Here is a 24,245-nt window from a genome sequence, read left to right on the forward strand (position 1 = left end):
CGCTGAGTTTCGAAATCGAAAGGCCCGCTTTTGGCGGGCTTTTCCCTTTTCAGCCTCGGGTCGCTGAAACGATGCCTTCCCCGACCTGGCGAATGACGTCTGCCAGCCCCCTGAACCACTCTTCCTCACCAGTAGAGGAACGGCGCACCAATCCCACGGTTCGGGCCGGTTGCGGGGCGGTAAAGCGCAACAGTTTCAACCCGGGCACTGCGTCCGCTTCGGCGCGCGCGGCAAGTTCCGGCATCAGGGTCAGGCCGAACCCCTCGGCCACCAGCCGCGACAGGGTCGCCAGCGAAGACGCGCCCATGTTGATCAAGCCGCTGCTTCGGTCCTGACCACAGACTTCAAGGGCCTGATCGGTCAGGCAGTGACCATCATCCAGCAGCATCAGTTGGGCTGTCTGCAAATCCAACGGGCGCAAGGCCTCGGGGTCGCTGGCCATATTCTGAATGCGCGTGGAACTGCCAGCAAGCAGAAAGCGGTCTTCGAACAGGGGCACCTCGAACAGCTCGCTGCCCCCCGCTGGCAATGCCACGACACCGGCGTCGATCTCTCCGGCGCGCAGCATCGACAAAAGACGCTCTGTCCTGGCCTCACGTATCTGCACCCTGAGCGATACGTCGGTGGCCCGCAATCCCGCCAGCACACCGGGCAGCAGGTACGGCGCAATCGTTGGAATAATCCCGATCGACAGCGACCTGTGCCCGCCCGAGTGGTCCTTGGCAAACTGATCCAGACTATTGGCCGCCCCAAGAACCTGACGGGCATGGTCCAACACATCGCGCCCCAACGGCGTCAGAAGGATATCGCGGGCCTTACGCTCGAACAGCGCGCCGCCCAGCGTTTCCTCCAGCGCCTTGATTTGCACCGACAAAGCGGGTTGCGAGACATGACAGACCTGCGCCGCCCTGCCAAAGTTACGCTGCTCGGCGACGGCGTTGAAATATTGGAGTTGCCTGAGGGTAAAGTTCATAACCCCTGATTATCACTTACCCCCGAAATCGCAACGGCAACATATCACCGCGTGTCTCTACCCGATCAGGCGATTGCGCTCTGACTGGGTCTCATAGTGCCGATTGAGCCTTTGCAATGCGATCCGCAGTACGATCTTTCCGGAACGGGCCGACCACCCCATGCGTTTTTCCGCAAGTTCCAGACCTTCAAGATAGCAGCAACACCGCAGGGCTACATCACTTAACCCCGGACCAAGATCCGACAGCGCGTGGGCCACCCGGTCACGCGCGTCAGAAGACCCCCGCCCCCCGTGCGAGTCGCTGTCAAAACTTCCGCGCCCTCCGGCGGTCAGAAAATGATCCCAGTTTTGCGCAACCTGAGGACCGATCTGCGCCAGTTCAAAATCCTCGCGCAAGCGTTCACCTGCAGCCACAAGCGTTTCATCCAGAAATGGCTTTCCGTCCCGGTCCCGTCTGCGCGCCAATGCAATCAGCGGGCTTTCTGCAACGCTGTATCGGATGCGTCTTGGCCGTTCGGCTTTTTCCCCGGTCCCGCCCACCCGGTCCATTTGAGGGTGAAACGGCGTTTGCGCTTCGGCCATGCCAAACTCACTGCGCGCCCGCGCCTTGTTTTCCGCCTCGGCGACCAGACGGCTAAGGGCCGTACGTCCCGACGTCGAAATTCGATAACGGGAAATGCGCCCCGGATTGTCGCAGGAAATCCAGTCTTTCAGGGCCAGTGCCTGTGCGATCCCGCACTCGACCACAGCCGTTCGCGTCGCCCCGCTGTCGCCTGTGTCGCGCACCACCACGGCCTTGTCCATTTCCTCGGCGACGGCCAGAACCGACCCGGTTTCGCATAGCCGGCGCAAAATCCGTAACGCTTCGCGGTTGAATTCCTCATCTTTCGCGGCGGCCGCCTCTTCGGGGGATGTGGACACAGCCCCCCTGACCGAAGCCTCGGTCCGATCCCCAGCTTCGGCAAAATGCGTTTCGGCCAACGATTGAAGCGCAGCATCCACCAACGGATCATCCCTGCGCATTTCGATACGTCGAATTTGTCTGAGTATGGTTGAAGCATGGCACCCTGCGGATCGCGCTATATCGCGGATCGACTGGCCGGTTTCCGTGTGGGCCAGATATCGTTGCGCCCCCTCAGGTACCCAAGCCGGAATGGTGAAAGCCATGTTATTTTCCATAGTTAGTTGCCCTCGTCGACAAAACAATCTGCTATCAATCGCCCCCGGTGAATTTGTTAACCAATTCTAACTAGAGTCGCTTTCGTTACTCGTTCGTTAACCCGCAGAGACAAGGACCAGATTTGATTCAAAAACATAAACAGTCATGAAGTCATAGTTCGGCGAGAACTAAATTGAGGCAACACCCGCCTAGGTTGTGTGACAAACAGGGTCCTTCCACTCGGAAAAGAGGACCCGAATATGCAAGACCTGATGACCATGATCAAAACCCTACGCCGTCCCCGCCTGCTGGTGCGGGCTGCAAAGCTTGGCGCACAGGATTACGATCGGGACAGGCATTTGCAGCGGACACTGGGGTATGGTTCCCTGCCCGGCACGGGCACGGCGCTGGTCCGGCTGATGGAAATGGAAAAAGAAGTTAACGCGCAAAGGCTGGCCGAGGATGCCACCTATTCGCTGGTCCGGCATCTGGACCTGCTGATTGCACTGTTGGGCGAGGCGCAGCTGTTCCAGGCCAGCCGCGCCCCGCTAAGTCCATGATCAGACGAACGCATCCGGCATCGAGTCTTTCTTTGCAGCCACGTATTCATTCAGCGCGGCGTTAATCTCGGGGTCGAGTTGCGGCTGCTGGTAATTCGCCAGCAGATACTCGACCCGCGAGGATGCAAGCGTCCGCGTGTCACGCGCGCCTTCGTCTTCCCAGGTCTCATACGGCTTGTAATCCAGCAGATCGGATTTCCAGAAGGCCTCTTTGAAATGCGCCTGGGTATGTGCGCAGCCCAGATAGTGACCGCCCGGACCAACCTCGCGGATTGCATCCATGGCCTGGGCGCTTTCATCATAGGTCACACCTTTGGCCAACCCGTGCAGTACCCCAAGCTGATCCGCGTCCATGACGAATTTCTCAAAGTCCGCAACAAGGCCGCCTTCGAGCCATCCACAAGCGTGCAGCATGAAGTTCACACCCGACATCAGCCCCATGTTCAACGAGTTCGCGGTCTCATAAGCCGCCTGTGCATCAGGCAATTTCGAGCCACAGAACGACCCGGACGAGCGGAACGGCAGGTTCAATCGCCGCGCCAACTGACCAGCACCATAGGTAACGTGCGAAGCCTCGGGCGTACCGAAAGTTGGCGCACCCGAATTCATGTCGATAGAGGTCACCATCGCACCGAAAATCGCAGGGGCACCGGGGCGAACAAGCTGGCTATAGGCGACACCGGCCAGAACTTCGGCCAGTACCTGCGTCAGTGTTCCCGCCACGGAAACCGGCGCCATCGCACCGCCAACGATAAAGGGCGAAATGATGCAGGCCTGATTGTTCTTTGCATAGACTTCCAGCGAGCCCATCATCACATCGTCGAAAGTCATCGGCGAGTTGATGTTGGTCAGCGAGGTCATGACCGTGTTTTCCTGAACGAACTCTTTGCCGAACAGAATCTCGCACATTTCGACCGAATCCTGCGCGCGGCTGGGATCAGTGACCGACCCCATGAACGGCTTGTCCGACAAGGTCATATGCGCCATCAGCATGTCCAGGTGGCGCTTGTTCACTGGTACATCCGTCGGTTCGCAAACGGTGCCGCCGGAATGATGCAACCACTTGGACATATACCCAAGCTTCACGAACTTGTTGAAGTCATCCATGGTCGCATAGCGACGCCCGCCGTGAATGTCGCGCACAAACGGCGGACCATAAACCGGTGCAAGAACAAGGTTCCGACCGCCAATGACAACCGATTTCTCAGGATCTCTGGCGTGTTGGGTGAACTGGCTTGGCGCAGTTTTGATCAGCTGACGCGCCAAACCACGCGGAATGCGCACGCGTTCGCCCTCTACGTCGGCCCCGGCGTTTTTCCAGCGCTCCAGCGCGGCGGGGTTGTCAATGAAATTGACGCCGACCTCGGCCAGAACCGTTTCCGCGTTGGTTTCGATGATTTCCAACGCCTCTTCGTTGAGAATCTCGAAATTCGGGATGTTACGTTCAATGTATTTCGCAGTTTCAATACGAACTGCGGTGCGTTCGGCCCGGCGGGCGGCGCCACCGCCACCTCTCGCCCTGCGCCGGGTGTTTGCCTCTGTCATCAGAAAATCCCGTCTGACTGTTTAGTTTGGTCAATTTGTTACAGGACCACGCGACCGGCCAGCATCTGATTTACGGCGCTATAGGGGTAAAAGCGACATTGACGCCCTTAACCGGCACTTATCGGCTTTTCCATTAACACGCTGTTTCCGTTGCGGCCTTTTTCGACCCATCCCAAATGCTGATACATTGCGACAGTTCCCTGCATCAGACAATGTGTGCGCAATCTTAGACGCCGCAACCCGGAATCCTGTGCCGCAGTTTCCACCGCCTTCAACAACTCGCGGGCAAGGCCACGCCCTTGCGCCTGCGGAGATATAGCCAGATTGAAGACCTTCAGGGCGTCACCATCCGGCCCAAAGACGACATAGCCCACGACCTCGGGCCCAAGAACCGCGACAAGGGCCTCGTGCATTTCAATATCCTGACAAATGCCTGCGGTGACGTCGGGCAGATCGGGAATGTCCCGTATCGCATCCGCATAGGCTTGCGCGATGCACACGCGGATCGGTTCGACATCTGATTGCCTGGCTTTGCGGATTTGAACTTGCGACATTGTGTGTATTCCCCCTGCATCCCGAGGCAGTTTTGCACAAATGACGTCATAGCGCTTGCACATGCAAGGCTTGCGACCTAATAGCCAAGCATGACCCAGACATCCCATGACCGCCTTCTGATTATCGACTTCGGCAGCCAGGTGACGCAGCTTATTGCCCGCCGATTGCGCGAGCTGAATGTCTATTGCGAAATCCACCCCTATCAGAATGTCACGATGGACTTCGTTCGGAAAATGGCTCCTAAAGCCGTTATTTTCTCGGGCGGTCCGGATAGCGTGACGCGTGAGGGTTCTCCGCGTGTTGCGCAAGAGATTTTTGATTACGGCGTTCCGATCCTAGGCATCTGCTATGGCCAGCAAGTGATGATGCATCAACTGGGCGGCAAGGTCGAAAGCGGGCATGGCACGGCAGAGTTCGGACGCGCCTTTGTGACACCTAATGGACAGCTGGATATTCTGGACGACTGGTTCGCCGAGGGCGACGAACAAGTCTGGATGAGCCACGGCGATCACGTCAGTGAAATTGCACCTGGGTTCCAGGTTTTCGGAACCTCGCCCAATGCGCCTTTTGCAATCACGGCAGACACCAACCGGCATTTCTATGCCGTACAGTTCCACCCCGAAGTTCACCACACGCCCAAAGGCGCGAAGCTGTACGAGAACTTTGTAAAACTGGCCGGTTTCAGCGGCGACTGGAACATGGGTGCCTATCGCGATGAGATGATCCGCAAGATCCGCGAACAGGTGGGCGACAAAAAGGTTATTTGCGGCCTGTCCGGCGGCGTCGACAGCTCGGTCGCGGCGATGCTGATCCACGAGGCGATTGGCGATCAACTGACCTGCGTGTTCGTCGACCACGGGTTGCTGCGCAAGAACGAGGCCGACGAAGTCGTTGGCATGTTCCGCGACAACTATAACATTCAACTGATCCACGCGGACGAAAGTGATCTGTTCCTGGGCGAGCTGGAAGGTCAGAGCGACCCGGAAACCAAGCGCAAGATCATCGGCAAACTGTTCATCGACGTGTTCCAGAAACATGCCGACACCATCGACGGGGCCGAGTTCCTGGCCCAGGGGACGCTGTATCCCGATGTGATCGAATCCGTTTCCTTCTCGGGCGGGCCGTCGGTCACAATCAAATCGCACCACAATGTCGGCGGGCTGCCCGAGAAAATGGGCCTGAAACTGGTCGAACCCCTGCGAGAGCTGTTCAAGGACGAAGTCCGCGCGCTGGGTCGCGAGTTGGGCCTGCCAAACAGCTTTATTGGCCGCCACCCCTTCCCCGGCCCCGGGCTGGCCATCCGCTGCCCCGGTGAGATCACCCGCGAAAAGCTGGAAATCCTGCGCGAAGCAGACGCCGTGTATATCGACCAGATCCGCAAACACGGGCTTTACGACGAAATCTGGCAGGCATTTGTTGCCATTCTTCCTGTTCGCACGGTGGGTGTGATGGGCGACGGTCGCACTTATGACTTTGCCTGCGCCATGCGCGCTGTGACCTCGGTGGACGGAATGACCGCCGATTATTATCCGTTCAGCCACGAATTCCTGGGCGAAACGGCCACGCGGATCATCAACGAGGTCAAAGGCATCAACAGATGCACCTACGATATCACCTCAAAACCACCCGGAACCATCGAGTGGGAATAAAGAACTTATTCTCGATCAATGGGGTCATGTGGCCAGCAAGCTGGGCCATTCTGACTCCAACACTCTGACATTCAGGGAGATGAAGGTGAAATGCTTGAAAACACGCATGAAACCATTGTCGCGCAACTGAAGGAAATTGGATACCGGGCCGATGATTTCGCCCCATGGGACCGCAGGAACTTTGCCAAAGCAAACGGTGAAGACCTGTTGCTGAAGGTCGCATTGAACCGCAACGCGCGTTCACAATCTCAATGAACCCGATTTCCAAAGCGGCACTTTGGATGACAGGGGCAATCGCCTCTTTTTCCGCAATGGCTGTTGCGGGTCGCGAACTAAGCGTGACGCATGATACGTTTGAAATCATGTTCTACCGCAGCCTTGTCGGCATCTGCGTTGTCGCGCTGATTTTGACGCTGTCGCGTCAGTGGCATCAGGTTTCAACCAACAAGCTGGGCTTGCACGGGATTCGAAATACCCTGCATTTTGTCGGGCAAAACCTGTGGTTTTTTGCCGTCACGGCCATCCCGCTGGCTCAGGTTTTCGCGCTGGAGTTTACGCAGCCTATCTGGGTGATCCTGCTGTCGCCATTGCTACTGCGCGAGCGTTTGACGTCGGTGCGTGTCCTATCGGCCCTGATCGGGTTCGCCGGGGTTCTGATTGTTGCCCGCCCGGGCGCGGTTCCGCTTGGCGCAGGCGTCATGGCAGCGGCGGCTTCGGCTATCTTCTTTGCTCTCACCAATATTTCCACGAAGACTCTGACCCGGTTCGCCAGCATCGGTTGTATCATGTTCTGGCTGACCGTTATGCAAGCGGTGCTGGGTTTGACGGCGGCCGGTTTTGACGGCCAAATCGCATTGCCGACAATCAAGACCGCACCGTTTCTGATACTGGTCGGCCTGGCGGGCCTGTTGGCGCATTACTGCATCACGAACGCTTTGGCGATTGCACCGACAACCGTGGTTGTACCCTTCGATTTCGCGCGATTACCTACCATCGCCATCGTTGGCATGATTTTGTACCACGAGCCGTTGGACCACTGGACGCTGCTTGGGGCCGCTGTGATTTGCGCCGGAATTTTTCTTAATGTCCATTCCGAAAATCGTAACACTTTGGCAACAGTCTCGCGAGACACTCAACGCAGGTAACGTGCGGTCAACGATTGACGGTAGAATGTTCCTTCAGAAAGTATTGGGCATAGCACAGCAGGTCAGGTCAGCTAAAACCAATCACCACTGACCTTCTGGAGACTAAATGGGAGGACATAATGAAAAAAACGCTACTACAGGCGTGTGCGATCTGCGTTGGAGCATCAGGGGCTTACGCAGGCGGACTGGATCGCAGCGGCCAGGGTGTGAACATCCTGTTCGAAGAAGGATCGGTGGTTCAGTTCCGGCTTGGGTATACCAACCCGGATGTCAGTGGCACCATGCCGAACATTTTCGGATCGGGTGAACCGGTCGACTCAGGCGATGTTGCAAATGACTTTTTCACGCCGCATCTGGGGTACAAAACCGCTCTGACAGATCAGCTTGATTTCGCGATCATGTACGATCAGCCGTTCGGTGCCGACATCGCGTATTCACAGAGTTACCCGTTGTCGATCAACCCGCTGGCGCCGGGGCAGAATAATGTTTTGCGGGCCAAAGCGGACACCGATGCAATAACCGCCTTGCTACGTTATAAATTCGACAATGGCTTCAGCGCCATCGGCGGCTTGCGGGCACAGCGTGTTAAGGCCGAAGTGGGCGTTCCAATTGTCGGCAACTATACTGTCGATACAGATGCAGAGATCGATTTTGGCTATGTAGTTGGCGTGGCATGGGAAAAGCCTGAAATCGCTGCACGCGTTGCGCTGACGTACAACTCGAAAATCACCCACGATCTGTCACAGACGGAAACTGTAGGCCCGCTTTCGTTCCAAACCGACTCGGAGATCGAAACGCCTCAGTCCATCAATCTGGACTTTCAGACTGGCGTTGCGCCTAAGACTTTGGTGTTTGGTTCGATCCGCTGGGTCGACTGGCCTCAGCTGAGCTATGAGCCACCGATCTACAACGGCATCGTAGGCAACCCGCTGGTTGATTACGACAATGCGACCTTTACTTATTCGCTTGGCGTTGGGTACCAATTCACCGAAGAATTCTCTGGCGCTGTGACCCTTGGCTACGAAACCAACGAAGGTGAACCAGTGTCGAATCTGGGCCCAACCGATGGCTTCTGGAGCATTGGCCTTGGCGGGACCTACTCGCTGGAAAAAGCGAAAGTGTCCCTCGGCGTTCGATACACTGATATCGGCGATGCAACGGCTGACGGCGCCTTTGGTCAGACAGCGGATTTCTCTGGCAATAGCGCATGGAGCGTGGGCTTCCAGATCACCTATTCTCTGGGCTGAACGTCTCTTCCGAAATGAACGTCAAACCCCGCCCTTCGGCGGGGTTTTTCTTTGCGCAAGTTCCGGGTCGCGCGGGTATCACAGGAATGCGAAAACGCGGCATGGCTGATCAAAAACATCTCTCTCCCCAAGCGTGGGCCGAACTTTTGCTGTTGGGCGTCATCTGGGGCGCTTCGTTTCTGTCCATCAGGATCGCACTGGACACGATACCCGTGATGACATCGGTGCTACATCGCGTATTTTGGGCGATGCTGGCCCTGTGGCTGGTAGTCTGGATGCGAAAAATGACCATACCACGCAGCCCTCGCGTGTGGTTCGCCTTTCTGTTCATGGGTTTGCTGAACAACGCGATCCCATTTTCGTTGATGGCTTGGGGGCAGCTTTACATCGAAACCGGCCTGACCTCGATTCTGAACGCGGCAACGGCCGTATTCGGGGTTCTGATTGCCGCGTTTTTCTTCCGGGATGAACGGCTGACACGCGCGCGCGCCGTTGGGGTCGGGCTTGGGTTTGCGGGCGTGACAATTGCAATCGGGCTACAGAATTTCGCCAATTTTAACCTGCAAAGCATCGCGCAACTGGCGATCATCGCTGGCACGATTTCCTATGCGTTGGCCGGTGCCTGGGCACGGGCCATGCTGTCTGAACTGTCACCTGTTGTTGCCGCCGCCGGAATGTTGACCGGCTCAACCGTTATGATCTTGCCGATTACCTTACTGGTCGATGGTGTGCCGACGCTGAACCTGCCGCTGATCACCTGGGCCGCCATCACATATTACGCGCTGATTGCCACAGCCGGGGCCTATCTGCTGTATTACCGCGTTCTGGCCATGGCAGGTGCCGGAAACCTGATGCTTGTGACACTGGTCATCCCCCCGGTGGCGATCATTCTGGGGTCACTGCTGCGGGACGAGGCCCTGCCCCCGCAGGCTTTTTTGGGTTTTGCCGTGTTGGCATTAGGTCTTGTGATCTTAAACCGGTCTCGTCCGCGCGATTGACGCCGCCCTCTGCCCGTTTTAGCTAGGTCAGAAAAAAGGGATAGCGGACGATGATCTACAGCTCGGCAAATGACTGGCGCTCTGCTGCGCGTAAGAAGGTGCTGTTCTTCGGCATGTCCGGGCTGGGCAAGACCTATGTATCAAACGTTCTGCGCGATTCCGGGAATTGGTTTCACTATTCGATCGATTACCGTATCGGCACCCGATACATGGGCGAATACATCACCGACAACGCCAAGGCCGAGGCGATGAAGGTTCCGTTTTTGCGTGATCTGCTTTTGTCGGATTCGATATTTATCGGCTCAAATATCTCGTTCGAAAACCTGACGCCTGTCTCCGCCTATCTTGGTAAACCCGGAAACCCCGCGCTTGGTGGTCTGGAACTGCCGGAATATCGCCGCCGACAGGAACAGTTCCGCCTGGCGGAAATTCACGCGTTGCTCGACACTGATTACTTTGTCGACCGCGCCGAACGCCTGTACCAATACCCCCATTTCATCTGCGACACGGGCGGGTCGATCTGCGAATGGGTTGACCCCGACGATCCCGCCGATCACGTACTGTCCGAGTTGTCACGCCAGACCTTGATGATCTGGATTCAGGGCGATGATGATCACACTGCGGAATTGATCCGCCGGTTCGACAAGGCACCAAAACCGATGTCCTATCAGCCCGAGTTCCTGACCAGGGTCTGGGCTGACTACCTTGCCCAACATGATTGCGCAGCCGAAGAGGTTGACCCCGATGCCTTTATTCGCTGGACCTATGCGCAGGCGTTGGCGCATCGCCAGCCGCGCTATCGTGCGATGGCCGACAATTGGGGCATAACCGTCACCGCCAACGACATGCACAAAGTCCGGGACGCGGGGGATTTCGACGAGTTGATCGAACGCACCCTTGAGACCCGGACAATCCGCGCTTAACTACCGCTCTTACACTGACGTTCCAAAGGCTTGCACCTGATGCCAATCAAGATTCCCTCCGACCTTCCCGCATTTGACGTTCTCACCCAAGAGGGCGTCATGGTCATGGATGAGGATCAGGCCATGCGTCAGGATATCCGGTCCCTGCGGATCGGGTTGCTGAACCTGATGCCCAAGAAGATTCAAACCGAAAACCAGTTTGCGCGTCTGATCGGGGCGACACCTTTGCAGATCGACTTGTCCCTGATCCGGATGACCGAACATCGCACCAAGAATACAGCCGCCGCGCATATGGCCGAGTTCTATCGTCCCTTTCAGGAGGTGAAGGACCAAAAGTTTGACGGGCTGATCATCACCGGTGCGCCGATCGAACATCTTGAATTCAATGATGTCACCTATTGGGATGAAATCAGCGAGGTCTTCGACTGGACCCAGACGAATGTGCATTCCACATTTGGCGTTTGCTGGGGCGGAATGGCGATGATCAACCATTTCCACGGCGTTCGGAAACATATTCTGGATGCCAAGGCGTTTGGCTGTTTTCGCCATCAGAATATGGCTCCGGCCTCACCGTTTTTGCGCGGGTTTTCGGATGATTGCGTCATCCCCGTCAGCCGCTGGACCGAAATGAAACAATATGAGATCGACGATGTGCCTGATCTGGTCACGCTTTTGGGCAGTGATGAGGTCGGTCCCTGCCTTGTCGAAGACCCCGCCCATCGTGCGATCTATATCTTCAACCATTTCGAGTATGACAGCGACACGCTGAAACAGGAATATGACCGTGACATCGCCAACGGCACATCCATAAACGTGCCTGCAAACTATTATCTGGACGACGATCCGTCCCGTCCGCCGCAGAACCGGTGGCGCAGTCATGCGCACCTGCTGTATGGAAATTGGATAAATCAGATCTATCAGACCACACCGTTCAATCAGGCTGACATTGGCAGTTAAGGCGCTCATATTCCTGGGTCTTTTACTGTTGGCCCTGTCGTTCGTCACGGCCAGACGCGCGTCACACAACGAAGCACGCGCCGAAGCCGCCTTTCCGCCCGAGGGCGAAATCGTGGATGTCGACGGTGTGGCGGTTCATGCCGTCGTAATGGGCCAAGGGCCGGACGTCGTGTTGATCCACGGTTCCAGCGGCAACACGCGCGATATGACATTTGCGCTGGCCCCGATCCTTGCCGAAAATTTCCGTGTCATCGTATTTGACAGACCCGGTCTGGGGTATAGCGATAGCTTTAATATCTCTGGCGAAACAATTGATGAACAAGCAGAAATTTTACAGAAGGCTGCGTCCCAACTGGGTGCGGACAAACCCATCGTGGCCGGGCAAAGCTATGGCGGATCAGTCTCGCTTGCCTGGGCGGTCACTCGCCCCGAAAACATCTCTGCTCTGGTCTTGATCGCCCCTGCTGCCATCCCGTGGGAGACTCCTTTGGACGCGTTCAATCAGCTGGCAGCCACGGCGACGGGCAACACGTTGGCCTTGCCGTTGATCACCGCTTTTGTACCGGACTGGTATGTGGAAAAAACCCTGGATCAGGTGTTTGCCCCTCAGACCGCGCCCGAGGGGTATCTGGATCATTTTGGCCCCGGCCTGACCATCCGCCGTGCCTCGATGCATGCCAACGCAAGGCAACGCGCCAACCTGTTGGAAGAAATCCGCGCGCTGCAACCCCGGTACGGTGAGATCGACGTACCGACCGAGATTGTGCACGGATCCGCCGACACCACAGTGGGGTTGGGCTGGCATTCGGAACGGTTAATCGACGAAATCCCTGATGCAGAGCTGATCGAACTGCCAGGCATCGGACATATGCCCCAAGTCGTGGCCGCACCTGAAGTCGCCGCAGCAATCGAACGCGCAGCGCAGCGTGCGGGTTTGCGTTAGGCCCCCAGCTAATCCATAGTAAGATATGGATTTTATGGCGAGGTAACCCATGGCCCGTTCCGAAAAAGGTTCCATTGAAAAGTACTATCGCAAAGGCGCCCCAAAAGAGGTGCGCGGCGCAATCGATTCTGCGGAAAAAGGCGATATTCTGAACCATACCTACCCGTATTCCGAACGTATGAAGCGTAAGGATTACGAAAAGGAAATGGAAAAGCTGCAAATTGAACTGGTCAAGATGCAATCCTGGGTCAAGGAGACGGGGCACCGTGTCGCCCTGATTTTTGAGGGCCGCGACGCCGCTGGTAAAGGGGGTACGATCAAACGGTTCCGGGAAAACCTGAACCCGCGTGGTGCTCGGAACGTTGCCCTTGCGAAACCTTCGGATACGGAGCGCAGCCAATGGTATTTTCAGCGATACATCCATCATCTGCCCGCTGCGGGTGAAATCGTCTTTTTCGATCGCAGCTGGTACAACCGGGGTGTGGTGGAAAACGTATTCGGGTTTTGCACGTCAGAGGAACGGGAACGGTTTTTTCGGCAAGTCCGGCCTCTGGAAACCGGTTTGGTCAACGATGGCATTGTGCTGTTCAAATTCTGGCTGAACGTCGGCCGGGCCGAGCAGTTGAACCGCTTTTTATCGCGCGAAACTGATCCCCTGAAACAATGGAAGCTCAGCTCGATTGACGTCGCGGGCCTGGATAAATGGGATGAGTATACGCAATCCATTTCCGAAACCTTGACCCGCAGCCATTCCGAACACACCCCCTGGACCATCGTTCGGTCGGACGACAAGAAACGGGCGCGTCTGGCAGCCATCCGCACCGTTCTGCACGCGCTCGACTATGATGAGAAAGATCAAAAAGCCATCGGCGAGAATGACCCCAGCATCTGTGGTGGGCCGGAAATCTGGGATGCCTGACCGGATGCAGTTGAAACGTGACGCCAAGATCGTTGGACGGATGCCTGCGCGTGGACTATGTCTTTGCCTCCAAAGACCGAAACAACGAAAGCATCTGGACAAGGGATGACGAAACGCGGGTATCACCACGGCAACCTGAAGCAAGCCTTGATCGAGTCTGCCTTGTCGTTGATCGAAGACAAGGGACCGACTGGCTTTACACTGTCCGAGGCAGCGAAAACCGCAGGTGTCACGCCTGCGGCTGTCTACCGGCATTTTCAGGGTCGCGAGGATCTCATTGCCGAAGCCGCCCGGCAAGGGTTCGATATGTTCGCGGACCTGATGCAATATGCCTATGACACGGGCCAGCCCTCGGCGCTGGCCGCATTCGAGGCTACGGGCCGCGCCTATCTAGCATTTGCGCGCAAGCATCCCGGGCATTACATCGCCATGTTCGAAAGCGGCATTTCCCTTAACCGAACGCCGGAACTGTCGCTGGCGGCGAACCGGGCAAAGGACGTGCTGGAAAAAGCCGCCGCCGATCTGTCGCAACACATCCCCCCTGAAAAACGCCCGCCCGCGTCGATGTTCAGCGCCCATATCTGGGCCATGAGCCACGGCGTCGTAGAGCTGTATGCCCGCAACACAGGCGCCAGTTCCCCCTTCCCGCCCGAAGACCTACTGGAGAGCGGTATCGGGATTTATTTGCGGGGATTGGGCCTGGTGCCGCAGGACGATTGAGTAGGCTTCAGATTCTGACCCGTGGCTGCGGCGCGCTGAGGCCCGAGGTGACGTTGATCAACTCCATCTCGCCCATTCCCTTGATTTCCACACTTCCAATGTCCGAAACCTGAAATTCGTCAATCAGGGCAAATTTCATCTCTTCTGGTGCAACGATATTCATTGGGTTTGCAAAGACTTGCAGCCGGGACGCAATGTTCACGGCGGGACCGAAAACGTCATACACGTATTTCTGAATCCCCACGACAGACCCCACTGCGGCCCCCATACCCAGACCGATACGCGCCTGCCATTTGTGCGGATGACTTTCGTTGCGCCGTTCTAGATATCGAAGGAATCTGACAGCGCAATGGGCCACCGCGGTCGCATGATCGGGGGTCGCGTCGGGCATCCCCGAAACGGCCAGATAGGCATCGCCGATGGTCTTGATCCGTTCGCATCCGTACTGTTCGACGATCCGGTCGAAAGCCGTGAAGATGTCATTCAATTCGCTCAGCGTGACGGTCGGGTCGGTTTTGGCCGCGAAATCCGTGAAGCCCACGAAATCCAACATCACAACCGACACCTGATCGAACAACTGCGGAGTTACGACGCCAAAGGTCTTGAACTCTTCGTATACGGCCCGCGGCATCAGGTTCAGTAACAACCTTTCAACCCGCTCTTTTTCACGCTCCAATTCGCGCGTGTTACGCTCGACCATGGTCGAGTAGCTGTCGATCATGCTTTCGAGCTCGCGGATTCTGGTGATGTTCTGGCACTCAATGACCAGCACCTGTTCGGACAACCCATTTGCCAGCGATACGGCCGCAGCAAAGATCAACGTCCGGCGCTTGGGCTTAATCTCCAACTCGACCGAATATCGCAGCCCCGATTGTTTGACGTCCTCCAACTCGCGAGGATCAAAATCCGGAACCAAATCCAGCAACGTCTGCCCCTCGCCCGGCGAACCGAACCATTCGGCAAACGGCCCATTGTGAAACACAAAGGTCAAATCCGACGCGCGTACGACCGCTATGCCGACACCGATTGCACGTAGCAACTGTTCATTAATGGCCAGAATACTCATGCGGCGTCCCGCGCTACGATAATGGAACGCTTTGCTTCAATGGCGTTCAACGCGATTTTGATATGCCCCTCTTCCATCCCATGCATGGCAAGTGCTTCGCCGAACAATTCCGCCATCTCATCAAAATCGGCATGAGAGATATTCAGGTGACGATGCACCGCTTCTATACGGTCATCACTGAATGAGGCTGGGCCGCCAACCAGTGAAGACACAAATTTGGTCTGGTGGTCGATCAGGCGCGGCATGTCGATATCTTCGAAATGGCCGCCGATTTGCTCGGAATCCAAGGCCATTTCATAGAACGTCATCACGATCCGGCTGATCGTTTTGAAGCCACCGTACTTTTCGTAAATTGTCTGACCCACAACACAAACCCAAGCGTTAACCAACAACAACACTGGAAGGTTATATCAAAATGACAGTTTTGTTAACGCTTATGAGGGATGAGGCATATCTTAGCTCGGGAAACCTGGCCTTCTGACCGCAAGCTTAACTCAAACGCTCAGGTCATCGGCACAGGGAATGAAACCCACGTAACCGCCCTGTTCCAACAAACGCACCTGCCCGCCCATGCGCCAAGACAGCTTGCGCCGGGCCGCCAGAATTTCCCGCCTGACGCGGAACCACAGTGGGCCTTTGTCCAGCCCACTATTGATCTTCATGTCCTGTGATCGTTCGCTGACCTTTACGGTTTCGACGGTGGCATCTTGCTGCTTTGACCAGATCATCTGTACGCCAACAGCGGGAAAACACTGATACATGCGCCAGTCCGCACGCGGGATTGAGACGAAATCGTCCAGATGATCCGAGTACCGCTCGGACCAGGTCAGCAATTTGCGGCACGCCTCTTGCGACAGGATATAGGCGGCGGCGCTGGGTGCCATCTCTAGCATCGGCCTGACCGGAACGCCCCCCATCTGTACCTCAGCGCCGAAACGCAGGGATCGCGGTGAAAAGTCGAGCTTTAGGAAATCGTACCCTGTTGCCTGCCCAAGCAGGGCCACGATGACCTCGCCCGCCTTGGAGGACATTTCAACGTCATCTTCGAATATCGCCACGGATTTCAGGCCCTGATCTACGGCAGATTGCCACACGGCGCGGTGGCTTTCAAAACAAGCGATCTCGCTTTGTTTCAACCCCCAACGGCTGCCGGTTCCGGGGACGTATCCATTCCCGTCAAGCGCCCCGGCGCGCTGCGCATCTGTCGCGCTGAACCGCGTGGCACCCACCAGACCTGTGTGCGCAAACTGCGCCTCCATAAAGTCTCGTCGTTCTGGCACCCGATCCAGGTTGATGTAATAGACACCCGTTCCCGATGGCAGTGCGTGATGTCCCAAAGCATATCCTTTCCAACGCCCCCGGCAGATACGCATCCCGCACCCGGACAATCAACCCCACGCCTTGACCTGACAACCGCGTCAGGCATTGCTTGGCGGCCTATCCAGATCTTGGTAACCCGTCTAAGCTGCACCAGAAGAACAAGAAACAGGAATCACGCAATGTCATCTCATGGGTATTCAGGTGGGCGTCTGAACCTGCCTTTTGTCGGCATCTCGACCTTCGGCAAATCCCCTTATGTCGAAGATTGGGACCAGATCGAGGCGGACGTAGCCATCATGGGCGCGCCATTTGATTTTGGAACCCAATGGCGATCGGGGGCGCGATTTGGACCGCGCGCTGTGCGCGAGGCATCAACCCTGTTCAGCTTTGGTCATGCCGGCGCCTATGATCATGAGGATGACGCCACCTATCTGGATTCCTCAGTGCGGATGGTCGATATCGGTGATGCCGATATCATTCACACCAAAACCGATGAGAGCCATGCTAACATTCAATTCGGCGTCGAAAAGATCCTGAACTCCGGCGCGCTGCCGGTTACCATTGGCGGCGATCATTCGATCAATATTCCTTGCATCAATGCGTTTGAGGCTGATTGCGCGAAAAACGGGCCGATACATGTGGTTCAGATCGACGCCCATTTGGATTTCGTTGATGAACGGCATGGGGTGACCGCCGGACACGGCAACCCGATGCGGCGCGCGATTGAGAAATCCTATGTTTCAGGAATGACCCAACTGGGCATTCGCAACGTGTCCTCCACCGCCAAAGAAGGGTATGAGGATGCGCGCGCGCGTGGATCGGACATCCTGTCCGTGCGGCAGGTGCGCAAGCTGGGCACCGAGGGTGTTTTGGAGCGCATTCCAGAAGGCGCGCGGTACTATGTGACAATTGATATTGATGCATTCTGCCCCTCAATCGCATCCGGCACCGGCACGCCCAGCCACGGCGGGTTCCTGTATTACGATGTGTTGGAGATTTTGCAGGGTCTGGCAAAACGCGGCGATGTCGCCGGGATTGATCTTGTCGAAGTCGCGCCCAGCTATGATCCGACCGAAAGCACACAGGTTTTGGCGGCTCAGGTGCTGTTGAACTTCATCGGCTTTATCTTTCACGAACGCGCGCAGACAACCTGACTGCAGGAAGGGCTGCACGCCCTTCCCACCAACGCACCCTAAGATCAGGTGCTGATCGTGTTGTGCTCCGGACCATAGGGGAAACCGGTGATGTTTTCGGCACCGGTCTCCTCGACGACCAGAATGTCATGCTCACGATATCCGCCCGCGCCTTTCTGACCTTCGGGAATCCAAAGCATCGGCTCGATGGACACGACCATTCCCGGTTCCAGAACCGTATGGATATCCTCACGCAGTTCCAGCCCAGCCTCGCGGCCGTAGTAGTGGCTGAGAATACCAAATGAATGCCCGTACCCGAACGAACGGTACTGCAGCAGCCCTTCGTCAGCGAAAAAGCGATTGATCTCATCGCAAATGCCCGAACATGTCGCGCCGGGTTTGATCAGGCTCAACCCCAGCTCATGCGCGGCGACGTTGGCCTTCCAAATGCGCAGGCTGTCGGTATCAGGCTCGCCCAGAAACAAGGTGCGCTCCAGCGCGGTGTAATAGCCCGAGATCATCGGAAATGTGTTCAATGACAGGATATCGCCCTTTTGCAGCGCCCGCTTGGTGACCGGGTTATGTGCGCCGTCGGTGTTCAGGCCGGACTGGAACCAGACCCAGGTGTCCCGATACTCGGCATCGGGATAGGCGCGGGCAATCTCAGCCTCCATCGCATCCCGGCCAGCCATCGCGATTTCAATCTCGGTCGCGCCTTCGCGGATTGCGGCGTGTATGGCCGCGCCGCCAACATCCGCTGTTCGCGCGCCACCTTTGATCAGTTCGATTTCTTCAGCGGATTTCACCATGCGCGCGGCCATCGTATCGGGCGCGATATCGACCATTTCTGGCGCACCCAGCATATCCAGCGCGGTGTCGCGCATCGCCAGCGTCATGTGATCGCCTTCAATCCCGATCCGACGTGCCGAACCAATCAGGCCGGCAACAGCGCGCCAGTAGTTGTTCCGCTTCCAATCGGTGTAGATCACGTTTTCGTCGACCGAACGTCGCCACGGCTGCCCCGCATCTATATTCGCTGATACGGTCGTGCAGGCGTCCTGCGTCACGACACAGCCATAGGGACGGCCAAACGAGCAATACAGAAATCCGGAATAATAAGCGATGTTTTGCATGGACGTCAGCAAAACCGCCGGAACGTCACGCGCGGCCATGGTCGCGCGCAGGCTGGCAAGGCGCCGTTCATATTCCGCCTTGCTGAATGGCAAGGGTGCCTTGTCGCCGTTGTGGCAGGTGAAAAATTCGGGGCGGTTTTGAAGGTCAGTCATATGGTCTCTCCTCAATGCCGGACAGGCAAAGCCCGGCCACAAGCCCCGGCGTTCAGGACAAGCGGCCTCGGGATCCGAGAGCCATACACCCACTTAGGTGTCACGACGCCATCGTGACCGGGATGTACATTGAAATCGCTAAATCAGCTTGCGCCCTGCGTCAAGCCGGAGTGAGCCCCCGCAGCCGTTCAGATCGCCGCCGCAGCAACTCAACCGTGGTCAGCAGCGCGATCGAAAGCACCACAAGGATGGTCGCAACCGCCAGAATGGTCGGGCTGATCTGTTCACGCAGGCCGGTAAACATCTGCCATGGCAGCGTTTTCTGGCTTGCCGAGCCAACGAACAGCACCACGACAACCTCATCGAACGACGTGATAAAGGCAAACAACCCGCCTGAGATCACACCCGGCAAAATCAGCGGCATCTGAATCTTGAAGAACGTCCGAACCGGACCCGCGCCCATATTTGCCGCCGCGCGTGTCAGCGACTGATCGAATCCCACCAGCGTGGCCGTCACCGTGATGATTACAAAGGGAATTCCCAGAACCGCGTGGGCCAGAACAACCTTCACATAACCCACAAAGTTCTTGTTCATACCCAGCGTACCTTCCAGAAAACGGCCGATATCGCTGTAGAAAAAGAACATACCCGTGGCCGAGATGATCAGGGGAACAATCATCGGTGAGATCAGGATACCCATGATCGCCCGCCGACCCGGTACATGCGATTGGCTAAGGCCGATGGCCGCCAGCGTACCCAGCGTCACCGAAATGATAGTCGCAATTGGCGCGATGATCAGAGAGTTTTTGAAGCTGCGCTGCCATTCATTGTTGGTAAAGAAGTCGCGGTAATGCTTCAGCGAATACCCCTCGGGGTCCAAGCGCAGCATCTCGGGGGTGAAGGTAAAGAAATCCTGCGCGTTGAACGACAGCGGCAGAACCACAAGGATCGGCGTGATCAGGAACACAAAGATCGCGCCGCAGGTCACCCGGAACGCATAATGCCAGAACACCTGACGACCCGTCAGATAAGGCAGCAGCTTGCGCCGATAACGCCCTTCAAACAGCCAGAATATATAGAAGGCAAAGAACCACCCGGCCAGCAATCCGATGATCATGCCGGTCAAACCGGCGAATAGAAAACCGCCCGCCCCCATGCCAAGGATCGTTATCCAGCGCGCCACCCGTTCATTATCGAGAACCGCGATGTAAACCCATGCCAGCGCTGCCATCAGCGCCGCGCCCGCCAGGATACCCAGCAGGACATTGCCCTGCCCGGCCCCGACGAACATGCCGACAAAGCCACCGGCGCTTGCAACAGCCGGCAGGACCATCGACATCGGTTTGCGGGATATAGGAGTAAGTGCTGCCATGATCTTTATCCCAGCTTAACGTTGTCGATGCCCACGATCTTGTCATAGGCCCAGTAGAGAACAAGAACGACCACCAACAAAATCGTCCCCAGTGCAGCCGCAAGTCCCCAGTTCAGCGAGGATGAGATGTGGTAAGCAATCCGGTTCGAGATAAAGACACCTTTGGTGCCGCCAACGATTTCAGGCGTGATGTAATAGCCAATCGCCAGAATGAACACGAGGATCGACCCCGCCCCGATACCCGGAATGGACTGCGGAAAATATATTCGCCAGAAGGTCGTCCAATTGGTCGCGCCCATTGACTTGGCCGCTCGGGTATAGGTTGGCGGTATGGTCTGCATGACCGAATACATCGGCAGGATCATGAACGGCAGCAGGATATGCGTCATCGCAATGATCGTGCCGAACTGGTTGTTGATGATCACAAGTCGCGCGTCATCGGCCACAAGACCCAGCCAGACCAGGGTTTCGTTGATCACACCTTGCTGTTGCAACATCACCTTCCAGGCCGAGGTTCGCACCAGAAGCGATGTCCAGAAGGGTAACAAAACCAAGATCATCAAAAGGTTCGAGATACGCATCGGAAGGTTGGCCAGCAGGTAGGAAATTGGGTAAGCCAGCAAGACGCAAGATCCGGTAATGATCAGCGACATCATCAACGTGCGGCCAAACAGCTTGATCAGGATCTTTTTGTCATCGGGCTGGGCTTGGGCCCCTTCCGGCGTACGGCGCATGTCGACCGCATTCAGGAAATACCCATTGGTGATCGGCACCGCGTGGGTCTTGATCGTACGCCAGGTATCAACGTCACCCCAGCCATCATGAATTTCGATCAGCTTGTCCTTGAACGGCGCATCCGCTTCGGGGTCCAGCTTTTTGATCTGACGTCCGGACCGGCGGAACATGGACGACATACCGGTCTTTTCATAGTTCAGGCGAGAGCCCAATCTGGTATGTTGCTTGGCCTCAATCGCGGCGAGCATATCCTTGGTAAAGGCAGCGTATACCGCTTCGTTCGGCAACTCTCCGCCTTCGGCATCCCAGTTTTGCAGCTCGACCACTGTCAGTGGGATCGTCTGGGACACAATGCCGTTTTCAACCGACCGGAACAGCATCGAAACGATCGGGATCACAAAGGAAAGCAGTACGAATAACAACAAGGGCGAGATCAGCGCCAAAGCCCGAAGCTTGCGACGACGCAAAGACCGCGCCAAAGATTTCTTCAGCGGCGTGCCATCAGCAGCCAGCATCGGACCTGATTGAGTAGCGTCAGTCATCTGCGTCCCTTGGTCTTAGGTAAGCCGGGGCCAAAAGTGGCCCCGACCATGTTTTTCAGAACCGGCTTATTGTGCCAGCCACGCCTGGAATTTGGCGTCGATGTCGTCGCGATAGTCAGCCCAGAACTCGTAGTTATACAGGAACGTGTTCTTGGCGTTTTCCGGATCGGTCGGCATGTGCGGTGCCATGTCGATACCCAGTTCGGCGTGCTGACCAACCAGCGGCGCCGACGAGGCACGGGCCGGGCCGTACGAGATGTACTTGGCCTGATCCGCCAAACGCTGTGTGTCTGTCGCGAACATGATATAGTCCAGCGCGCGCTGCTTACGCTCTTCGCTCAGACCGGCGGGGATGATCCAACCGTCCAGGTCAAACACCTGCGCGTCCCACAGCATGGCAACGGGTTGCTTCTGCTCTTCGATCACGCTGAACAGACGGCCGTTATAGGTCGAGCCCATGACGACTTCGCCATCAGCCAGCAGCTGCGGTGTGTCGGCACCGGCAGACCACCAGACAACGCTGTCCTTGATGGTGCCCAGCTTGGCCAACGCCTGATCCTGGCCTTCTGGCGTCGCCAGAACGTCATAGACGTCGTCTTTGGCCACACCGTCGCACAGCAGCGCCCATTCCATGTTGTTGATCGGACGCTTTTCCAGCGAGCGCTTGCCCGGATAGTTTTCAAGATCGAAAACCGCACAGATTTCTGTCGGAGGATTGTCGCCAACCAGATCGGTGCGATAGCCGAATGTGGTCGAGTAAACGATCTGCGGGATAAAGCAGTCGCTGACCAGCAGGTCGCCAAAGTCTTCGGATGCAGGTGTGCCATCGGGTGCCGGGGCAAGCATGGTATCTGGGTCGATTTCCATCGCCAGACCTTCGTCGCACAGACGGATGGCATCCGCCGCCACAGCATCAACCACGTCCCACGTGATGTTTCCGGCTTCATTCATGGCGCGCAGTTTGGCAACGCCTTCGGCCGAGCTGTCATCGTTCAGGATGGTGACTCCTGTTTTTTCCGAATAGGGCTCGTGATAGGCTTTCAGCTGCGATTTGGAGTATGCACCGCCCCAAGAGACAATCGTCATCTCTTCGGCCATCGCACCACCGGCAACAGCAGCAATGGCACTCGCCATAAGAGTGGTCTTGGTTACTTTCATAGTTAACTCCCTGTTATACCCGTAAATTTTAACTTTGAAGACCGGATCACGGGGCAACCCGATCATCTGAATTCCCGCGTGCTCGGGCGGACCACGCGGGATGTTCTAACTTCAGGCGTCCAGCGCCCGGCAATCCTTTGCCAACCACCCGATCTCAACCTCCTGACCGGGCGACAGCCTGACTGCGTCCGGGGCGTTGCGGGTTTTGATGATGAAGTCGTCATTTCCGGCCACTGACAGCCGAAAGCGGAACACATCGCCCATATAGATGAATTCCTTCACCGTCGCCTTGAGGGTATGCGCATCCGCGTGCAAACGGTCTTTGTTGAACTCTACCCGTTCAGGGCGGATCGAAACCTTTGTCCGCTCACCCGCTGCCTTAACATTGACCGGCATGGCGTCAATCTCAGACCCGTCATCCAGCGCAACTACGCAGGAGTCGCCGTCAATGGATTTCACAACCCCTTCCAACGTGTTGTTTTCACCGATGAATTGGGCAACAAAGCTGTTTTCGGGTTCTTCATACAACAGGTCTGGCGGGGCCAGCTGTTGAATGCGCCCGTCGTCAAACACCGCGACGCGATCCGACATCGTCAACGCTTCGGTCTGGTCGTGCGTCACGTAAACGGTCGTGATCCCCAGTTCGTGTGCAAGTCTGGTGATTTCGAACTGCATATGCTCGCGCAGCTGCTTGTCCAGCGCGCCCAGAGGTTCATCCATCAGAACCAGCTCGGGTTCGAATACCAGCGCCCGCGCCAAAGCGATCCGCTGTTGCTGACCACCGGACAGCTGCGCCGGACGACGGCTGCCAAAGGCACCCATTTGAACCATGTCCAGCGCGCGTTTGACCTTTTCCTCACGCGCATCTTTGCCGATGTTTCGCACTTCCAACGGAAAGGCCAGGTTTTCGGCCACCGTCATGTGCGGGAACAAAGCGTAATTCTGGAAAACCATCCCAATGCCGCGCTTGTGCGGCGGGATGTTGTTGATCGGGCGTCCATCCAGCATGATTTCACCATGCGTCGCGGTTTCAAATCCGGCCAGCATCATCAGACAAGTTGTCTTGCCGGACCCTGATGGGCCCAACATTGTCAGAAACTCACCCTTTGGCATTGAAAGGTTTAGATCTTTTACGACAAGTATTTCGCCGTCATAAGATTTTTGGACACGCTGAAACTCGACGAACGCTGCGTCATTAGACATATACCAACTTGGCTCCCCTGTGCGGTCTTTGGCTGCCCGGTTCATCCGGGTCTCAAAGACCAGTCCGGGCCATTAAAGGATATGCAGGGCGCGACACGCAACCAAAATGTTCCCGAAGCCCCACAATGATCTTTCGG

The 24,245-nt window shown here is 56.6% G+C and carries 24 protein-coding genes; 12 read left to right on the top strand and 12 right to left on the bottom strand.

The window, feature by feature from the left end; all coding sequences use genetic code 11:
* Positions 1–49: 49 nt before the first annotated feature.
* Together JT51_RS01740 and JT51_RS01745 are read right to left on the bottom strand one after the other, a co-directional pair.
* Positions 50–973 (bottom strand): hydrogen peroxide-inducible genes activator, encoded by a 924-nt coding sequence (locus JT51_RS01740; protein ID WP_037307146.1) that lies wholly within the window; start codon positions 971–973, stop codon positions 50–52.
* Positions 974–1,030: 57 nt separating this feature from the next.
* Entirely contained in the window at positions 1,031–2,152 is a 1,122-nt protein-coding gene (locus JT51_RS01745; RefSeq protein ID WP_037307148.1) for a DUF6456 domain-containing protein, read from the bottom strand.
* Positions 2,153–2,392: 240 nt separating this feature from the next.
* Here JT51_RS01745 and JT51_RS01750 point away from each other — a divergent pair, with 240 nt between their 5' ends.
* Entirely contained in the window at positions 2,393–2,692 is a 300-nt protein-coding gene (locus JT51_RS01750) for a DUF6477 family protein (protein WP_037307150.1), read from the top strand.
* Here the strand turns inward: JT51_RS01750 and JT51_RS01755 are convergent, their stop codons facing one another.
* Together JT51_RS01755 and JT51_RS01760 are read right to left on the bottom strand one after the other, a co-directional pair.
* On the bottom strand, positions 2,693–4,237 hold the full coding sequence (locus tag JT51_RS01755; protein ID WP_037307152.1) for a trimethylamine methyltransferase family protein: 1,545 nt from the start codon (positions 4,235–4,237) through the stop codon (positions 2,693–2,695). It abuts the gene before it with no gap.
* A 107-nt stretch (positions 4,238–4,344) separates the two neighbouring features.
* Complete coding sequence (locus tag JT51_RS01760) at positions 4,345–4,791, bottom strand: GNAT family N-acetyltransferase (RefSeq protein WP_037307153.1); 447 nt, start codon at positions 4,789–4,791, stop codon at positions 4,345–4,347.
* A 90-nt stretch (positions 4,792–4,881) separates the two neighbouring features.
* On the opposite strand from JT51_RS01760, the gene guaA reads away from it, so the two are divergent.
* The 10 genes from guaA to JT51_RS01805 all read left to right on the top strand — a co-directional run bounded on the left by guaA (position 4,882) and on the right by JT51_RS01805 (position 14,293).
* On the top strand, positions 4,882–6,441 hold the full coding sequence (gene guaA / locus JT51_RS01765) for a glutamine-hydrolyzing GMP synthase (RefSeq protein ID WP_037307156.1): 1,560 nt from the start codon (positions 4,882–4,884) through the stop codon (positions 6,439–6,441).
* Between the two features lie 90 nt (positions 6,442–6,531).
* The gene (locus JT51_RS21940) at positions 6,532–6,696 is read left to right on the top strand and encodes a hypothetical protein (protein WP_160175156.1); all 165 of its coding nucleotides are present in this window, start codon (positions 6,532–6,534) and stop codon (positions 6,694–6,696) included.
* The gene (locus JT51_RS01770) at positions 6,693–7,586 is read left to right on the top strand and encodes a DMT family transporter (protein WP_037307158.1); all 894 of its coding nucleotides are present in this window, start codon (positions 6,693–6,695) and stop codon (positions 7,584–7,586) included. The genes JT51_RS21940 and JT51_RS01770 overlap by 4 nt, the downstream gene beginning before the upstream one ends.
* Positions 7,587–7,705: 119 nt before the next feature.
* Positions 7,706–8,833, top strand: a complete 1,128-nt coding sequence (locus JT51_RS01775; RefSeq protein ID WP_037307159.1) for an OmpP1/FadL family transporter — start codon at positions 7,706–7,708, stop codon at positions 8,831–8,833.
* Positions 8,834–8,934: 101 nt separating this feature from the next.
* The gene (locus JT51_RS01780; RefSeq protein WP_037309262.1) at positions 8,935–9,831 is read left to right on the top strand and encodes a DMT family transporter; all 897 of its coding nucleotides are present in this window, start codon (positions 8,935–8,937) and stop codon (positions 9,829–9,831) included.
* 50 nt (positions 9,832–9,881) lie between these two features.
* Positions 9,882–10,754, top strand: coding sequence for a hypothetical protein (locus tag JT51_RS01785; RefSeq protein ID WP_037307160.1), 873 nt, complete (start codon positions 9,882–9,884; stop codon positions 10,752–10,754).
* Between the two features lie 39 nt (positions 10,755–10,793).
* Complete coding sequence (metA, locus tag JT51_RS01790) at positions 10,794–11,711, top strand: homoserine O-acetyltransferase MetA (protein WP_037307161.1); 918 nt, start codon at positions 10,794–10,796, stop codon at positions 11,709–11,711.
* Complete coding sequence (locus JT51_RS01795) at positions 11,701–12,654, top strand: alpha/beta fold hydrolase (RefSeq protein ID WP_037307162.1); 954 nt, start codon at positions 11,701–11,703, stop codon at positions 12,652–12,654. The genes metA and JT51_RS01795 overlap by 11 nt, the downstream gene beginning before the upstream one ends.
* A 49-nt stretch (positions 12,655–12,703) precedes the next feature.
* Positions 12,704–13,573, top strand: a complete 870-nt coding sequence (ppk2, locus tag JT51_RS01800) for a polyphosphate kinase 2 (RefSeq protein ID WP_037307163.1) — start codon at positions 12,704–12,706, stop codon at positions 13,571–13,573.
* A gap of 105 nt (positions 13,574–13,678) precedes the next feature.
* The gene (locus JT51_RS01805) at positions 13,679–14,293 is read left to right on the top strand and encodes a TetR/AcrR family transcriptional regulator (RefSeq protein WP_037307164.1); all 615 of its coding nucleotides are present in this window, start codon (positions 13,679–13,681) and stop codon (positions 14,291–14,293) included.
* A gap of 7 nt (positions 14,294–14,300) precedes the next feature.
* Here JT51_RS01805 and JT51_RS01810 read toward each other — a convergent pair whose 3' ends face one another.
* The 3 genes from JT51_RS01810 to JT51_RS01820 all read right to left on the bottom strand — a co-directional run bounded on the left by JT51_RS01810 (position 14,301) and on the right by JT51_RS01820 (position 16,696).
* A complete protein-coding gene (locus tag JT51_RS01810; protein WP_037307165.1) occupies positions 14,301–15,359 on the bottom strand; it encodes an adenylate/guanylate cyclase domain-containing protein in 1,059 nt (352 codons plus the stop codon).
* The gene (locus JT51_RS01815) at positions 15,356–15,724 is read right to left on the bottom strand and encodes a group I truncated hemoglobin (RefSeq protein ID WP_037309265.1); all 369 of its coding nucleotides are present in this window, start codon (positions 15,722–15,724) and stop codon (positions 15,356–15,358) included. The genes JT51_RS01810 and JT51_RS01815 overlap by 4 nt, the downstream gene beginning before the upstream one ends.
* 129 nt (positions 15,725–15,853) lie before the next feature.
* Positions 15,854–16,696, bottom strand: coding sequence for a glycosyltransferase family 25 protein (locus JT51_RS01820; RefSeq protein ID WP_160175157.1), 843 nt, complete (start codon positions 16,694–16,696; stop codon positions 15,854–15,856).
* Positions 16,697–16,858: 162 nt separating this feature from the next.
* Here JT51_RS01820 and speB point away from each other — a divergent pair, with 162 nt between their 5' ends.
* Positions 16,859–17,833: an agmatinase gene (gene speB, locus JT51_RS01825; RefSeq protein WP_037307169.1), complete on the top strand. Its 975-nt coding sequence runs from the start codon at positions 16,859–16,861 to the stop codon at positions 17,831–17,833.
* A 44-nt stretch (positions 17,834–17,877) separates the two neighbouring features.
* On the opposite strand, the gene JT51_RS01830 is transcribed toward speB, so the two are convergent.
* The 5 genes from JT51_RS01830 to JT51_RS01850 all read right to left on the bottom strand — a co-directional run bounded on the left by JT51_RS01830 (position 17,878) and on the right by JT51_RS01850 (position 24,108).
* Positions 17,878–19,098 (bottom strand): aminopeptidase P family protein, encoded by a 1,221-nt coding sequence (locus JT51_RS01830; RefSeq protein ID WP_037307171.1) that lies wholly within the window; start codon positions 19,096–19,098, stop codon positions 17,878–17,880.
* Positions 19,099–19,258: 160 nt separating this feature from the next.
* Positions 19,259–20,470: an ABC transporter permease gene (locus tag JT51_RS01835; RefSeq protein WP_037307172.1), complete on the bottom strand. Its 1,212-nt coding sequence runs from the start codon at positions 20,468–20,470 to the stop codon at positions 19,259–19,261.
* Between the two features lie 5 nt (positions 20,471–20,475).
* Complete coding sequence (locus tag JT51_RS01840; RefSeq protein ID WP_037307174.1) at positions 20,476–21,747, bottom strand: ABC transporter permease; 1,272 nt, start codon at positions 21,745–21,747, stop codon at positions 20,476–20,478.
* Between the two features lie 66 nt (positions 21,748–21,813).
* A complete protein-coding gene (locus JT51_RS01845) occupies positions 21,814–22,905 on the bottom strand; it encodes an extracellular solute-binding protein (RefSeq protein ID WP_037307176.1) in 1,092 nt (363 codons plus the stop codon).
* A 111-nt stretch (positions 22,906–23,016) separates the two neighbouring features.
* Complete coding sequence (locus JT51_RS01850; RefSeq protein WP_037309268.1) at positions 23,017–24,108, bottom strand: ABC transporter ATP-binding protein; 1,092 nt, start codon at positions 24,106–24,108, stop codon at positions 23,017–23,019.
* Positions 24,109–24,245 lie beyond the last annotated feature (137 nt).

Origin of the sequence: Ruegeria halocynthiae, assembly GCF_000743705.1 — a bacterium.
GTDB lineage: Bacteria > Pseudomonadota > Alphaproteobacteria > Rhodobacterales > Rhodobacteraceae > Ruegeria > Ruegeria halocynthiae_B.